Annotated in this window: 11 protein-coding genes; 2 read left to right on the top strand and 9 right to left on the bottom strand. The window is 73.3% G+C overall.

Translation table 11 applies throughout. The annotated features are described in order from the left end of the window. Positions 1–48: 48 nt before the first annotated feature. The 8 genes from ACVWNX_RS09675 to ACVWNX_RS09640 form a co-directional block, all read right to left on the bottom strand. Positions 49–570 (bottom strand): YybH family protein, encoded by a 522-nt coding sequence (locus tag ACVWNX_RS09675; protein ID WP_454413490.1) that lies wholly within the window; start codon positions 568–570, stop codon positions 49–51. Positions 571–682: 112 nt separating this feature from the next. After that, a complete protein-coding gene (locus tag ACVWNX_RS09670; protein WP_454413489.1) occupies positions 683–2,224 on the bottom strand; it encodes a hypothetical protein in 1,542 nt (513 codons plus the stop codon). 351 nt (positions 2,225–2,575) lie between these two features. Then, complete coding sequence (locus ACVWNX_RS09665; RefSeq protein WP_454413488.1) at positions 2,576–3,214, bottom strand: hypothetical protein; 639 nt, start codon at positions 3,212–3,214, stop codon at positions 2,576–2,578. After that, the gene (locus tag ACVWNX_RS09660; protein WP_454414690.1) at positions 3,211–5,373 is read right to left on the bottom strand and encodes a SulP family inorganic anion transporter; all 2,163 of its coding nucleotides are present in this window, start codon (positions 5,371–5,373) and stop codon (positions 3,211–3,213) included. The genes ACVWNX_RS09665 and ACVWNX_RS09660 overlap by 4 nt, the downstream gene beginning before the upstream one ends. 538 nt (positions 5,374–5,911) lie before the next feature. Further along, positions 5,912–6,514, bottom strand: coding sequence for a carbonic anhydrase (locus ACVWNX_RS09655; protein WP_454413487.1), 603 nt, complete (start codon positions 6,512–6,514; stop codon positions 5,912–5,914). Between the two features lie 846 nt (positions 6,515–7,360). After that, complete coding sequence (locus ACVWNX_RS09650; RefSeq protein ID WP_351241080.1) at positions 7,361–8,020, bottom strand: response regulator transcription factor; 660 nt, start codon at positions 8,018–8,020, stop codon at positions 7,361–7,363. Next, the gene (locus ACVWNX_RS09645) at positions 7,923–9,530 is read right to left on the bottom strand and encodes a sensor histidine kinase (RefSeq protein WP_454414689.1); all 1,608 of its coding nucleotides are present in this window, start codon (positions 9,528–9,530) and stop codon (positions 7,923–7,925) included. Before ACVWNX_RS09645 ends, ACVWNX_RS09650 begins: the two co-directional genes overlap by 98 nt. 47 nt (positions 9,531–9,577) lie before the next feature. Next, positions 9,578–10,081 carry a hypothetical protein gene (locus ACVWNX_RS09640; protein ID WP_454413486.1) on the bottom strand — a complete coding sequence of 168 codons (504 nt, stop codon included), beginning with the start codon at positions 10,079–10,081 and terminating at the stop codon, positions 9,578–9,580. Between the two features lie 524 nt (positions 10,082–10,605). Between ACVWNX_RS09640 and ACVWNX_RS09635 the strand changes: the two genes are divergently transcribed. Further along, positions 10,606–11,718, top strand: coding sequence for a DUF5954 family protein (locus tag ACVWNX_RS09635; RefSeq protein ID WP_454414688.1), 1,113 nt, complete (start codon positions 10,606–10,608; stop codon positions 11,716–11,718). 262 nt (positions 11,719–11,980) lie between these two features. On the opposite strand, the gene ACVWNX_RS09630 is transcribed toward ACVWNX_RS09635, so the two are convergent. Continuing rightward, complete coding sequence (locus ACVWNX_RS09630; protein WP_454413485.1) at positions 11,981–13,525, bottom strand: DHA2 family efflux MFS transporter permease subunit; 1,545 nt, start codon at positions 13,523–13,525, stop codon at positions 11,981–11,983. 250 nt (positions 13,526–13,775) lie between these two features. On the opposite strand from ACVWNX_RS09630, the gene ACVWNX_RS09625 reads away from it, so the two are divergent. Beyond that, positions 13,776–14,390: a MarR family winged helix-turn-helix transcriptional regulator gene (locus ACVWNX_RS09625; RefSeq protein WP_454413484.1), complete on the top strand. Its 615-nt coding sequence runs from the start codon at positions 13,776–13,778 to the stop codon at positions 14,388–14,390. Positions 14,391–14,437 lie beyond the last annotated feature (47 nt).

Here is a 14,437-nt window from a genome sequence, read left to right as displayed (position 1 = left end):
CCTGCTTCGGGCCCGTGCACGGTGGTGTCCGCGTCGGACCGGAGACCTTCAGCCGCGTCCGGGGGCGAAGTCGTCCAGGCCGTTCTCCCGGGTGTTGTGGGCGGCCCGGATCAGCCAGCGGCCGTCCCGCCGCACCATCAGCAGGGTGACGAGCCCCCGGCGGTCCTCCGGCTCCCCGGCGCCCGGGAGCCGGTGCTCCGGCCAGCTCCAGACGGTGTGGACGAGGGCCACGTCCGGGGCGACCGCCTGGACGCCGACCACCTCCTGTCCGTAGTTCGCCTTCTGGGCGAGGACCTCGGGGGGCACGTCCTTGTGTCCCGCCACGTTCGCCTCGCGGGAGGTCCACCACAGCCCGCGATGGGTGATGAAGTCGGAGTCCTCGGTGAAGAGTTCGCCCCAGGCGTCCATCTCGTGGCGCTTCCACAGATCGGTGTAGACGTCCAGGGTCTTCCTGATGTCCCGCTCGTCCTGCTCATCCCGTTCGTTCCGTTCATCTCGCTCGGCCCGGGCCGTCGTGGCGGTCATGGCGGTGTCGTCCCGGGTGTCCGTGCCCGTGTGGGGGATGTCCATACCGGCAGCCTGCTTCCTCGACCCCGGTTGAGGTCAACCCGGCCGGGCCCGGCCGACGGAGCCTCCCGGGAAGGCGCGTTGGGCACCGCCACCGCCACCGCCACCGGCGCCGTCACCGTCCGTCGGCGGCCCCGGAACCGCCGGACGGGCTCCCGAACGCCCGCAGCACCCCCGGCAGGGCGGCCCGCACCGAACCGTTGTGGTCGGTGTCCCCGAGGTCCGTGAGACGGTGGTCGGCGCCGTGCGCGGCCAGTTGCCCGGCGCAGTGCTCCGCGTGGTCGATGACGACGTCCCGGTCGCCCCGGGCGTGGAAGAGGTGGACGGGGACGTCCGGCCGCCAGTCGCAGGTGGAGTCCAGTTCCGTCAGCCGTCGGCGCAGCTCGCCGGTGGGGTGGCGGACCCGGTCGAGGAACTCCGGGGTGAACAGCTCGCGGGAGGTCGCGGGCAGCGCGGCGGCGATCCGGGCCGTGGTGTGGTGCCCGTCGAACAGCTCCTCCACCACCGTGTCGTAAGGGGCGCGGAACACCTCGCCGGGACTGTCGTACAGCCCGTACATCCGCTGCCAGGCGGTGGCGAAGTAGGCCAGGTACAGCGAGGAGCGGACCACCCGGTCGTCGGCGGCGGCCGCCTCGAAGGCGCTCAGGTGGAACGGGCCGCCGACCGGGGCCAGCGCCCCCGCCCGGAAGTACCGGTCGGCGCCGCCCTCCAGCGCCCGGCCCAGCATCATGGTGGCGGGCCCGCCCTGCGAGAAGCCGCCGACCCGGACCCGTCGCCGCAGTTCACGGCCGTCGTCCCGGCGGACGGACGCCCGCGCCGCCCGCAGCCCGTCGAGCGCGGCGGACACCGTCGCCTCCGGGTGCCCGTACGGATGGAATCCGGGGCCCTCGCCCAGCCCGAGGTAGTCGGGCGCGGAGACCGCGAACCCCGCCCCGGCGAACAGGAACGCCACCGCCCGGTCCGTGGCGCGGTCGTTCACCGAGGCCACGTCGCCCCGGTACACCGTGGTGCCGTGCAGCCAGGACACCGTCCGCAGCGCCCGGGGGCCAGAGGTGTCCCGCCTAGGCACCACGACCAGCTGGCTGGCGGTGGTGGGACGGCCCCCGGCGTCGACCGTGCGGTACACCACCCGGTGGGCCCGCACCCCGTGGCGCACCCGGTCCGTCGCGAAGCCCGCCTCCCTGACGCGCGCCGCGACCCGCTCGGCGTCGAGGTCCGCCACCAGGGTGGCCGAGACCACCGTGCCGCGCGTCCGGTCGGCCCACGGGTCCTTCCCGTCCTCCCCGGTGGTGGCGGGCCGGTCCCCACCGGCGGTGACCGTGGCCGGTGGAGTGGCGGGCGTGGCGTGGCCCGGGGCGCTCAGCAGGGTCACCGCGCAGAGCAGGGCGAGCGCGGCGGGGACGGCCAGCCGTGCGGCGGCCCGGGCTCCGGTCCCGGTGGTGGCCGTGGACCGGGAGGCCGCCCCGGTCGTGATCGCGGCACCGGCCCTGGTTCCGGTCCCGGCACCGGACCCGGTCCCGGCCATGGGCGTCGTCCCGTACGGGGTGGCGGTCCCGGCGGCGGGCGCGGTCCCGGACGAGGAGCCGGTACGGGTATGAGCACGGGCACGGGCACGGGCATGGGCATGGGCACGGGTACGGAGGGGGATACGGGTCATGGACGGGACTCTGCCCGGTCCGGTCCCCGTCGCGCAGTGCGGTGGACCCGCCGGTGGAGCGGGGGTTCTCCCCCTCCGCCGACCCGTGGGGGACCCGTCGGACGGTGGGTCCCGCGGAGGTCGGCGGAGCACGGCGGCCCCCGGGTACCGGCGGGCCTCGGAACGCGCCGATACCCGGCAACAGAGGGCCCCGGCAACAGAGGGTCCCGGCAACAGAGGGCCCCGGGAGCAGACGGCCCCGGGAACAGAGGGGCGCCGGAGCCCCCATGGGCCAAGGGGGCTCCGGCGCGGGCCGGTCGGTCGGCGGTTCCGACCGGCGGGGAAAGGGCACTTGAGCGGAGGAGGATCCGCTCAACCCCCTCGTGCCGCTTTGGCTTCGGCTTCCGCCGCCGCCTTGCGGGCCTCGACCCGGGCGGCGGCTCCGGCGCGGTCCCGCTTGGGCAGCGGGGTCGCGGGACTGTCCCCGGGGACCTGACCGGCCGGGGCCGGGTGGTCCCGGGCCGGTTCGTCCGGGGTCGCCGCCGGACCGGTGGCGGCCGGTCCGGCGGCAGTCCGGGCGGCGGGCCGCACCGGGTCCGTGGCGTGCGGGCCGCCCGCGACCGGGGTCGCCGTCGGGGCGGTGCTCCGCGCGCCGGTGGACGCGTGGTGGTGGTGGCGCGGCCCGCCGGGGGCCGGGGCCTCCGCCGGGGGGTGCCCGGCGGAAGCCTCGTGGTGGGGGTGCGCCGAGCGGACCGGCTGGTCCTGGTCCGCGTCGGCGGGGTGGGCGTGCGCCGGGTGCGGCGCGGTGGACCGGGCGTACGCGTGGGAGTGCGTCGGCCGGGGTCGGGGGGACGGGACGCCGTTCAGGGGGGCGGCGGCGGTGCCGTCCTCCTTGAGGTGCGGTCGCAGCTCGGGGCAGGTCTCGTCCTCGCACGCGGTCAGGAACGTGTGCAGCGAACGCAGTAGCTGGAACAGACCGTCTTCTTCGTCGGCCGTCAGCTTGATCCTCATCGCCTGCTCCCCTCCCCGTGGGACTGGCCCGCCCACTCGTCTCCGGGACCCCAGTGACCGTTCTGGGCGGCCTCGCCGTACACCGGCTGCTGGCCCGTCGAGTCGTGTGCCGGGAACTGCTGGGTCTGGTGCTGCGCCTGCTGCGCCGGAGCCGGGTAGCCGGGCGTCTGCGCCGGGTACGGCTCCTGGTACTGGTAGTGGTGGTGGTAGTGGTGCACCTGGCTCGGGTGGGTCTGACCCGGGTGGGCCTGGCCGGGGTGGGTGGCGTAGACCGCCGGGTGCTGGCCCGTGTGGGCCTGGCCCGGGTGGTACTGCAGGTGGTGCTGGGCCTGGTGCGCCGCGTGCTGCGGCTGAGGCTGGGCCTGCTGGTGCGCGGGCTCCGGCTGCGGCATCGGGACGTGCCCGCTGTGCTGCGGGTGCGGCCGGGCGTGCGAACCGGTGTGGTGATCGGAGTGGCCGTGTCCCTGGTCGGCGGCGAACCGCTGGACCGCCTCCTGGTAAGGACGGGACCGCTCGTGGGTCGGCGGCAGGGTGTCGGTGAAGTCCGCCGCGGAGGCGGCCTGGTGGCCACCGGGGTAGGCGCCCGGTCCGGCGTTCTCGCCCACGCCGGTCCCGACTCCGACCCCGACGCCCACGCCGACCCCGCTGCCGGGGAGTTCCGCGGTGACCTCGACGTCGGTGTGCTCGTCCAGGCTCCGCGCCGGCTCCGGCTCGGTGACGTCACCGGGCTTGACGCCCGGCTCGGGCAGTCGGATGTCCACGTGGAGGGCGCCCGCCTTCTTGCGCTGCTCGCCCCACTCCTCGATCTGGCTGCGGCAGGCGAGGTCCAGATGGGCCAGCCGGGTGGCGTCCACGTGCACCCGGGGCTTGTCGGAGATGGCCTCCAGGGCCTCGATCAGCCGGGGCAGCCGCAGGAAGGTCGCGTTGCCGCGCAGCTCCAGCCGTCCGGTGTCGCCCTTGACGGTCTCCTTGATGCTCATGTGCGACATCCGCAGCGCCACCAGGACGACGGCGAGCGCGAGACCGGCGAGCACGCCCTCCAGCAGGTTGGCGAAGAAGATGGCGGCCGTCGTGATGATCATGACGATGCCCTCGCCGCGGTCCGTCTTCCACATCTTGACGAACGCGGGAGGGTTGAACAGCTTCCAGCCCGCGTGCAGCAGCACACCGGCGAGGACGGCGATCGGGATCAGACCCAGCAGACCGGGCAGCAGCAGACCGAAGCCCAGCAGCCAGACACCGTGCAGGATGCGGGACAGCTTGGTCTTGGCGCCCGCGTTGACGTTGGCGGCGCTGCGCACGATCACCGCGGTGAGCGGCATCGCGCCGAGCGCTCCGGAGGCGGCGTTGCCGACGCCCTGGGCGAACAGCTCGTGGTTGTACTTGGTGCGCGGGCCCGTGTGCATCCGGTCCACGGCCGCCGCGCTGAACAGCGACTCGGCCGAGGCGATCACCGTGAAGGTGATGATCATGACGAGGACCGCGGGGTCGAAGATGTGCGACAGCGCGGCCGGGGTGGTGAAGTTGATGGCCTCGATCATGTTGCCGAACTCGACCTTCTTGACGTCGAATCCGGGCATCGCGCCGACGACACAGCCCAGGATCACCGCGATCAGGGGCGCGGGGACCTTGTTCAGCGGCGCGGGAACCTTGTACCAGACGAAGCAGAGGATGATGGCCATCAGACCGAGGGCCAGCGCCGCGACCTTCTGCGGGCTGCCCGCGACGGCCGTCGCCAGGTCACCGAGGCCGCCGACGTTCTTCAGCGGGGTGCCGAGCTGCTTGGAGTCCACCAGCGCGTACATCTGGCTGAGGATCAGCGGCAGACCGATGCCCGCCAGCATGCCCTGGACCACCGAGAGCGAGATGGACTGGAAGAGTCCGCCCGCCTTCAGCACGCCCAGGACCATCTGGATGATGCCGCTCATCAGCACCACCGGGCCGAGGAGTTCGACGCCGTGCTTGGTGGTGAACTCCAGGACCAGGACGGCCAGACCGGCCGCCGGGCCGGAGACCTGGAGATTGCTGCCGGGCAGGAAGCCCACGATCAGACCACCGATGATGCCGGTGATGATGCCCAGGGCGGCCGGGACGCCCGAGGCCGCCGCGACACCGATGCAGAGGGGGAGCGCGACCAGGAAGACCACGATCGACGCCATGAAGTCGGTGCCGATGGAGTCCTTCATCGACGGCTCGTCGCTCGCCATCCGGGGACCGCCGGTGCCGTCCTGGGGGGAGTCGGTTCCGGAGCCGGGGCTCCGACGCGCATGGCGTCCCGTACTTCCTTCGCGTATTCGGTCAGTTGACACAGCGATCGTTCCTTTCGCCGCATCCGGGCCGTCGGCCGGGGGGCGCCATGGGGGAGCGCGGACCTGACGACCTGGTGCGTCCGTGGGGGGTTGGGGTGAGGGAGCGGAACCCGTGGGGGGCGGGTCCCGGGGACCGGCGCGGAGGCCGGTTCACAGGGGTTGGCGTGCGGGTGGGTCGGGGTGAACCGGTACGGGACGGGGACACGGTCCGCGCGCGAGTGCTGTCCGGGCCGTACGCACGGGGGACGTGGTCCGTCCCGTACCGGGGTGCGGGGCGTGGGAGCCCCGCCGGAGCCGGGCCGTCCCGGGGGTCCTGACGGTCGGGTGAGCGGCCTGAGCCCTGGCCGGTCGTCCGTCCGCCGGGTCCGGAAGCGGCCCGGCCCCGCGCTCAGTGGCGGTGGAACGCGCCGTCGTTCTCGTCCAGCTCGTGGATCTCACAGGTGTCGACCCGGTAGAACCAGCCGTGCAGCCTCAGCCGGCCGTCGGCGATGCCCGCGTGCACCTCGGGGTAGCCGCGCAGCGTCTCCAGCTGGGAGGCGACGTGCGACTGGACGAAGCCCGAGAGGGTGGGGTCCTCGGGCGGGGTGCCCAGCATCGGGGCCAGGCCGGGGCGGGCGAAGGAGACCCACTCGGCGACGCTCGGCAGGGCGGTCAGGTCCTGCTCCTGGGCGACGGCCGCGATGGCACCGCAGTGCGAGTGGCCGCAGACGATGATGTCCTGGACCCGCAGCACCTCCACCGCGTACTGGACGGTGGCGGCCTCGCCGGACTGCCGTCCGGGGCGGTACGGCGGGATGATGTTGCCCGCGTTGCGCAGTTCGAAGACCTCCCCCGGCGCGGAGCCCAGGATGTTCGAGGGCACGATGCGCGAGTCGGAACAGGTGATGAAGAGGGTCCCGGGGCTCTGACCGGCGGCGAACTGCCGGTACGTCTCGCTCTCGGGTGCCACACGCTGCTGGAAGGTGCGTGCGTTGTCGAGAAGTTTCTTCATGGCATGCTCCTGGCTGAACCAGCGGCCGGGGCCTGTGAAAGGCTATGGCCGCTGCGGGAGTTGGGACATCCGGGGGTGGATGTCTTGGCCCGGAAGCATGCGGGTAGGTGATGAGTCAGCCGTGAGATCGCCGTGAGAGACCTCTCACCGGGCCGACAACGATGTCAGAGCGCCCTGCCGCCCACCTGAGCTGGTGCGGACATCCCCTGTCCGGCGGTGGGTGATCTCGGGTGATTCCGGTGTTGTGCCTGGTGGGGCCATCGATATCGGCGGGGCGGGCCCGGCACCGGGGCGGATGGGGCCGGTGGGGCGCGGCGACAGCACGGTGGCGGGGCGGCGGGGCCTTCGGCGGAACGGCCCCGTGGGGGACGGGGCCGTCGGGAGGGACGGCCCCCCGCCGGGGTCACCGGGTGGGGGCCGCTCCGGTCCGCCGTGGTCCGCCGTGGTCCGCCGTGGTCCGGAGGCCCGGGGCGCCGGTGGGGAGGGCGCCGGACCCGGTCGGTGCCGGGTCCCGGGGAGGGGGTGAGGGGCGGGCGGGCCCTGGAGGGGGTGGGGTTCGGGTCCCGCCGTGGGGGTGGGGTCGAAGCGTCAGGGGTGAGGGGGTGTGGGGTCGTGGGGGTGGCTGGTCTTTCCTGGGGGAAGTCGTCGGTCGGGGTCGGGACGGGGGCCGGGAGCGCGGTGGGGGTCGCGGTCACTGGCCGGGGGGGGGTGGGGAGAGGGCCGAGGGGGTGAGAGGGTCGAGGGGGGTGTGGGGGTTCGGGCGGAGGGGGGAGATGAGAGGGCGGCGAGGGGAGAGGAGAAGAAGATGAGAGAACGGGACGCGCTGCCGCGGGGGTTCCGGAGCGGTCAGGCCCGGAGCCGGTAGCCGACGCCCCGGACCGTCTCCACCCGGTCGGGGCCCAGCTTGCGCCGTACGTAGCGGACGTACACGTCGACGATGTTGGACCCGGGGTCGTAGTCGAACCCCCAGACCCGGCTGAGGAGCTGCTCACGCGTCAGCACCTGGTCGGGGTTGCGCATGAACACCTCCGTCAGCGCGAACTCCCGGGCCGACAGCTCCGCCACCCGCCCGTTCACATGGACCCGCCGGGTGCGCAGGTCCAGGACCAGGTCCCCGGCCCGCAGCAGCGAGCCCTCCGGACCGCCCTCGGCGCGCAGCCGCAGCCGCACCCGGGCGAGCAGCTCCTCGAAGGCGAACGGTTTGGAGACGTAGTCGTCCGCGCCGCCCTCCAGACCCGCGACCACGTCGGAGACGCTGTCCCGGGCGGTGAGGATCACCACGGGCAGGGTGACCCGCAGTTCGCGCAGCTTGCGCAGGACGGTGAGACCGTCCACGGCGGGCAGCCCCAGGTCCAGGATCATCAGATCGCAGTTCCCGGCGCGGGCGTGCTCGTACGCCGACAGCCCGTCACCCACCACGGAGGTGGCGAATCCATATCCCCTTAAGCCTCTTTCCACGAAAGAGGCGATTCCCGCCTCGTCCTCCGCTATGAGAATCCGGTGCATGGTGTCCTTCCTCCCAGGGGTAGTACGCCGGCAGATCCAGGACGAACCGGGCTCCTCCGGTCTGGGCGTCCTCCACCCAGGCCGTGCCGCCGTGTCCTTCGGCGATCTCCCGGACGATGGCGAGTCCGAGCCCGATGCCCGTCCCCGCCCGGCCGGAGCCCGACTTGCCCGCCGCGCCGATCAGATTGGCCTGGGCGAACCTGTTGAATATCCGTTCCTTGTCCATCGGTCCGACGCCCGGCCCGGTGTCCCGGACCCAGAGCAGGACCCGGTCGTCCCGGATGGTCGAGCCCATCTCGATGAGGTCGCCGTCCAGAGTGTGCCGTACCGCGTTGGAGGCGAGTTGGATCAGGGCCTGGGTGAGGCGCTGGCCGTCCACCAGGACCGTCTCCTCCGAGACCGCGGCGACCCGCCAGTGCCGGTTGCCCAGCGCGCGGGCCTTGGCGACCACGTCGACGATGAGATCGGTGAGGTTGGTCTCACCGATGCTCAGGAAGTCGGGCCGCTCGGCCTTGGCGAGGGTCAGCAGGTCGTCCACGATCCGGCTCATCCGGTCGAGTTCGTCCAGGACCAGGGCCCGGGTGGCGGCCCGCTCCTCGGGACCCAGCTCCCGGGGCCCGCCGTTCCACGGGGACCAGGCGTCCAGCACCGGGACCTGCCCCTCCCAGGCGGGCCCGCCCGGGGTGCCGCCCCGGACGCCGCCGCCGGTCGCGGTGACCCCGTCCATCAGCTCCAGATGGCCGCGCACCACCGTGATGGGGGTGCGCAGTTCATGGCCGACCTCGTCGAGGAAGCGCCGCTGGGCGGTGAACGCCTGCTCCAGCCGGTCCAGCATCCGGTTGAAGGTGTGGGCGAGGGCGGCGACGTCGTCGTGCCCGGTCACCGTCAGCCGCTGGGTCAGATCGGACTCGCTGATCCGCGCGGCGGTCTGACGGACCAGCCGCACCGGGGCGAGCACCCGTCCGGCGACCACCCAGCTGGCCAGCCCCGCGAAGACCAGCGCGCCGAGCCCGGTGGCCAGCAGCATCTTCGCCAGCCGCCGCTGCTCGACCAGTTGCCGGTCGCGGAACTCGATGAGCACCAGCCGTACGTCCTGGGGGTCGCCCTTCACCCGGACCGGGACCACGCCGTAGCGGACCCGGCCCTTCTCGGTGTCGAGCCAGCCGGTCTGGGTCTTCGAGTTGTCGAGCGCCGCAAGTTGCCGGACCACCTCCGGCCTGTTGTCCAGCCGGAGCGGCGGGGTGACGGAGCTGCGGCGGTCGGCGCGCCCGTCCACGATGCTGAAGAACGTCTCCTCGCGGTTGGGCAGATTGGTCGTCATGAACCGGGTGAGCAGCACCGAACCGTCCGTCCAGCGCTGCCCGTTGTTGTCGGTGTGCTTCGCGAAGTGGCGGAGGTTCGCGACCTCGCGCTGCAGCTGTTCGTCGAGCTTGGCGTCGAGCTGGGCCTGCCAGACGACGATCAGCCCGACGGTGGGCGCCGCGATGGCGGCGCCCACCAGGAGCATCATCCAGCCCACGATCCTGGACCGTGCGCTGGCGGTGTGCTTACGCACTCCTAATCGTCCCCTCCTTCTCCGGAGTCACCGATGCTCACGTCGTCGTCGCCCTCGGATTCCTCGTTGCCGTCCTGTTCCTCGCGTTCGTCCTCGTCCTCCTCCTCGTGCTCGTCGTCTCCGGGCTCTTCGTGGTCGTGGGAGCTGTGCGGCGGTACGGGGGTCGGGACGGGCGAGCCGCCCGGGGGTCCGGTGGAGGCGGGGGGCGGTTCGGGTCGCTCCGGGGCGGGCGGCGGTGCCTGGGTGGGCAGGGCTGGCGCGTGGGGAGTGGCCTTCACCCGGGTGCCGGTGGGGGTGGGCAGGGGGGTCTTCGGGCCCTGGGGTGAGATGGGGGGCGGCGAGACCGTCTGCGAAGGGGTGACAGTGGTTCCGGGCTCGCGGACGTCGATCACGGGCCCCAGGTCAAGGGGCTCGCCTCCGTCCACCAGGGCCCGTCCGGCCACCATGCCGGCACCCGCGAGGGCTGCCACCACCGTGATCGCCAGATTGGCCTTCCTGAGTCTCATAGGGAGAGTGTCCAGTCCAATCAAACAGGTGACGGAAAAGAGGAGAGGATTCTCATGTCGTATGCGGCTGAAGTGGACTTTGGGTCATCAGGGGAGAGAGTTTCGGTCGTCGTGGGCGATGTTTTCGGCTGCCGCGCACCCCTGCGGCAGGCGCGCGACGTTGGGAGATACGTGGTGAGCGAGGTATCCGTTCAGTAGGGGCACGCGGGGGCGCGTGAGGAGTACAGGGGGCGGACGTTGATCTACTTCACGCCGGAGCGGGCGGGGAACGGGCCAGGCTTTCGAGCGGATTTGGAGGGATTCGCCAGCGCCGTTGTGAGAGGGCGCTCACCCGTTGTTCGAGCCCCGGCGGACCACCTCCACGAGGGCGCCCGGAGGGCCGTCGCGCGCCCCGGCGCACCCGGTGCGGAGCGTCCGGAGCGGTGGACGACGGATCGGTCTGGACGTGCACATGGCGAACAAGTCCGGTCAGTTGTGCAGATACGGCGGGCCCGGGCGCCCCGCGTCACGACAATGTGCGCATGATGGGCGACGACTGGAAGCGACGACTCGACCGGATCCACCAGGGTCTGGTGCAGCGGGACGACCCCACGGAGTGGGTGACCGAGGCGGACGCGGTGGAGGCGTCCTACCGTTATCCGAACCTCCTCCTGAGGGGCCCGGTCTTCGGGATCGCCGTCGGGGACCCGGACGGCGCCGGGGGCCACCGCTGGAGCCTGCTCTCCTCGGTGACCGACGGCCGCCCGCAGGAATCCCGGGACGCGCTCAACTCCCATCTGTGGTTCCACGCCAAGGACGACACCGACGACCCCGCCGAGCGGCGCGAACTCCTCGCCGCCGTCGCGCTGCTGGAAACCGAACCGGTCAACGAGGTGACCGCCCTCGGCCGCCGCTTCCGGATCGTCCGCGCCGACCAGTTCGCCCGGGGCGGCGAGAACGGACTCGAACCCCCGCGCCCCACCGACCCCGAACCCGCCGACGCCTCCTGGGAGTTCCAGGGCGGGCTCCCCGACCCGGAGGAGGGCGTCGTCCTGGACCCGGCCGCCGACCGGGGACTGATGGCGGCGGCGCTGAAACTCGCGCTGCGGGACTTCAGCTACCAGGGGGACTTCTTCTCCGACGACATGCGCGAGGACAGCGAACGGGCCGTGCTCACCCACCCCGAGGTGGCGCTGCTGCCGGTCGGGTTCTCCGTGGCGGAGCGCCAGGGCGACCGCTGGCGCCCCCGGGCCGGTCTGCTGTCCACCCCGCACGACGCCCGTCGGATGCTCTACGACGGGCTCAGCGACTTCTGGCCCCGGATGATGCGCCTCACCCCGCAGAAGAAGGCCGCCTACGCCCGCGCCGCGAAGCGGTTCCGCTCGGAGCGGCGGGCCGACGAGGTGCGGGTGGTGGGCGACCACTTCCGGATCTGCCGGATCGAACGGATGGTCCGCTGGGGCAGCGACGGCCCCGAGGGCCCGCGCCCCTCCGACACCGACACCCACGGCCCCGAGCAGATGCACCTCCGGATGGACGAGGACGGCACCATCCACTACGAGACGGACGGCGGCCCGGAGTCCGGGACGGACGGGGACCCGGAACCGGACGGCGGTCCGGAAACGGACGGGGGCCCGGAGCCCGAGCGGAAGTCCTGAACCCCGGATGCCCGGTACCGCTCCCTCGGCCCCGGGCCCTCAGCCTTGAGCCCGGGGCCCGGTGCCGTCTCGGTCCCGAGCCCCGGGGCGTCTCAGCCGCGAGCCCGGGTCCCGACTCCAGAACCCCTCCTACCTCTCCCGCTCTGTCCATCCCGTCCGTTCCGTCCGTCAGGCTCCTGTGACGCGGTCCCGGCCTCCTGAACGCGGAAGGTCCAGGAGGCCGGATACCGGATACCCGGGAGCCCGGGACGGGTTCCCGGGCTCAGCCCCGGTGCTCCGGTGGCCCGGCGGCCGGCTGGGGCGGGCGGACGCGGAACGGGCCGGGCAGGGCGAGGGCGGCGGGGACGGCGGCCAGGGCGAGGGCGACCACCACCGCGTACGCCCCGCCGAAGGCCCACGACGGGTCGCCCGCCGCGCCCGCCAGCCGGTGCTGGAGCACCACGGCGGCCACCGCGATGCCGAGGGCCCCGCCGAGCTGGTTGAACACGAACAGCGCGCTGGTCGCCCGGGCGGCCCTGGCCTCGCCGACCGCCCGGTACAGGAAGGCCATCGTCCCCGGGGCGGTGAGCCCGATCCCGAAGCCGGTCACCCCGAGCGCGACGGACAGCCGGCCCGTTCCGGTGCCGGGTCCCGCCAGGGCGAACACCAGGGCGCCCAGCGCGGTCACCGCCATGCCCACCGCCGAGGTGAGCCGCGCGGTCACCCGGTCGGCCGTCCGTCCCGAGACCACGGCCCCCACCGCGCCGAGCACCCCGGAGGGGATCAGCAGCAGTCCCGCGCGCAGCACCCCGGAGTCCCGTGCCTGCTGGTGGTAGAGCGGGGTCAGGAACAGCAGCGCGTTGGCGACCGCGCCGACCAGGAACATCAGGACGACGGCCAGCGCGAAGCCCCGCTCGGCGAACATCCGGACGTCGATCAGCGGGGTCACGGAGGCGCGCAGCGCGTGCACCGGGTACGCGACGAGCAGCGCCGTCCCGCCGACGAGGGCCGCCAGCACCCCGGGTGAGGCGGCGTCACCGCCGTGCGCCGCGCTGGTCAGTCCGTAGACGAGCGCGGCGAAGCCGGGGGAGAGCAGTGCCAGACCCACCACGTCCAGCCGCTGGCCGGGATCACCCCGGTGCGGACCGGCGGGCAGGGCGCGGACCGCGAGCAGCAGCGCGGTCGCTCCGAGCGGGAGGTTCACCAGGAACATCCAGCGCCAGTCGACGAGGTCGACCAGCGTTCCGCCGACGACCGGCCCCAGGACCGGCCCCAGGGTGAGGGGCAGGGAGATCAGCGCCATCGCCCGGGCGACCCGGGCGGGTCCGGCGGCGGTGGCGAGGACGCTCTGCACCACCGGCACGATCATCCCGCCGCCGAGGCCCTGGAGGACGCGGAACGCGATCAGGGACTCCACGCTCCAGGCCAGTCCGGCCAGCAGCGAACCCAGGACGAACACCGACACGGCCACCAACCACATGACGCGGCCGCCGTAGCGGTCGACGGCCCAGCCCGCGAAGGGGGTGGCGACGGCGACGGCCAGCAGGTACCCGGCGGTCACCCACTGGACGGTCGGCAGCGGCGCGCCGAACTCGTCGCTCAGGGTGCGCATCCCGACGTTGACGACGGTCTCGTCCAGCAGCGCCAGCAGCAGGGCGAGCAGCAGGACGGCCGCCATCCGCAGGAACGCGGGGTCGAGCCGGTCGTTTCCGCCGCTCCCGCCGCTCCCGCCGCGTCCGTCGTCTTCGGGTTCCGGCCGGGGGCGGGGAACCGGGGGCGGGTGCGGCGCGCCTCCGGTCGCGGGGGAGCGGGAGGTTCCGGGTGCCATGGCGTACCGCCTCGGTGTCGGAGGGCAGGGGGGAGCGGCGCGGGAAGCCGCGCTCTGAGATCCGCTCTTACGATAGATGCGAATGCGTGTGCATGCATCTAGTTGGGAAAAGTTTGGGAGCCTGACAGTGAGCGAGCCTGGAAAGCTGAGGATCTGTAGACGTCACCGGAGGTGCTGCGGTTGATAGCCCTGCCCCCCATGTATGCGTAAGCATGTAACGGCTCAAGGGGGTCCTATAGTGGGCGGCACGGTGACGGAGGGAGCGGGGATGGTGGTCGACGGCCCTGCCGGACGGCTCGACGAGTTCGGGCGCTGGCGACGGCTGACGTTGATGGTCGGGCAGCTGAACTCGGCGCTGGAGCGGGTCCTCGCCGCCGAGTTCCAGGTGTCCCTGCCGGAGCTGCTGGTCCTGATCGAGCTGCGGCACGGCCACACCCGGGGCACCCGGGTGCAGGAGTTGTCCGCGGCGGTCGGGCTCGACCAGTCGTCCATGAGCCGACTCGTCGGCAGGCTGGAGAAGAAGGGGCTCACCACCCGGGTGAGCTGTGAACACGACCGGCGCGGCGTCTACTGCCAGCTGACGCCCGCCGGGGCCGAGCGCGGGGAGCGGGCCGAGGCGCGCTGCCGTACGGAACTGGCCGGACTGCTCGACCTCGCCGCCTTCGACGACCGCTGGGCCGCGCTGGTCGCCCGGCTGCGCCACCAGCCGGGCCAGCCGGGAGCGGTCGTCGGGGAGGCCGACGGCGACCGGAGCGCTGGGAGCGGCGGAACCGACGGGGACACGGAAGAGGGCGGGGAGCCGGAAGGGGACGGGGACCCGGAAGGGGACGGGGACCCGGAAGGGGACGGGCCGATCGCTGGTTGAGCGACCCTCGCTTCACACCGGGCGCCGTTGTCCAGGGCCGCCCGCCA

It is taken from the genome of Streptomyces sp. JNUCC 64 (assembly GCF_054484115.1).
The sequence above is the reverse complement of the archived record's forward strand: the minus strand, read 5'-3'. Positions and strand labels throughout refer to the sequence as shown.

Coding starts and splice junctions, on each gene's coding strand:
- ACVWNX_RS09650 (WP_351241080.1), bottom strand. CDS start 8,020: ATGCACCGGATTCTCATAGCGGAGGACGAGGCGGGAATCGCCTCTTTC.
- ACVWNX_RS09665 (WP_454413488.1), bottom strand. CDS start 3,214: ATGAGGATCAAGCTGACGGCCGACGAAGAAGACGGTCTGTTCCAGCTA.
- ACVWNX_RS09655 (WP_454413487.1), bottom strand. CDS start 6,514: ATGAAGAAACTTCTCGACAACGCACGCACCTTCCAGCAGCGTGTGGCA.
- ACVWNX_RS09645 (WP_454414689.1), bottom strand. CDS start 9,530: ATGATGCTCCTGGTGGGCGCCGCCATCGCGGCGCCCACCGTCGGGCTG.
- ACVWNX_RS09660 (WP_454414690.1), bottom strand. CDS start 5,373: ATGGCGTCGATCGTGGTCTTCCTGGTCGCGCTCCCCCTCTGCATCGGT.
- ACVWNX_RS09675 (WP_454413490.1), bottom strand. CDS start 570: ATGGACATCCCCCACACGGGCACGGACACCCGGGACGACACCGCCATG.
- ACVWNX_RS09640 (WP_454413486.1), bottom strand. CDS start 10,081: ATGAGACTCAGGAAGGCCAATCTGGCGATCACGGTGGTGGCAGCCCTC.
- ACVWNX_RS09670 (WP_454413489.1), bottom strand. CDS start 2,224: ATGACCCGTATCCCCCTCCGTACCCGTGCCCATGCCCATGCCCGTGCC.
- ACVWNX_RS09630 (WP_454413485.1), bottom strand. CDS start 13,525: ATGGCACCCGGAACCTCCCGCTCCCCCGCGACCGGAGGCGCGCCGCAC.
- ACVWNX_RS09635 (WP_454414688.1), top strand. CDS start 10,606: ATGGGCGACGACTGGAAGCGACGACTCGACCGGATCCACCAGGGTCTG.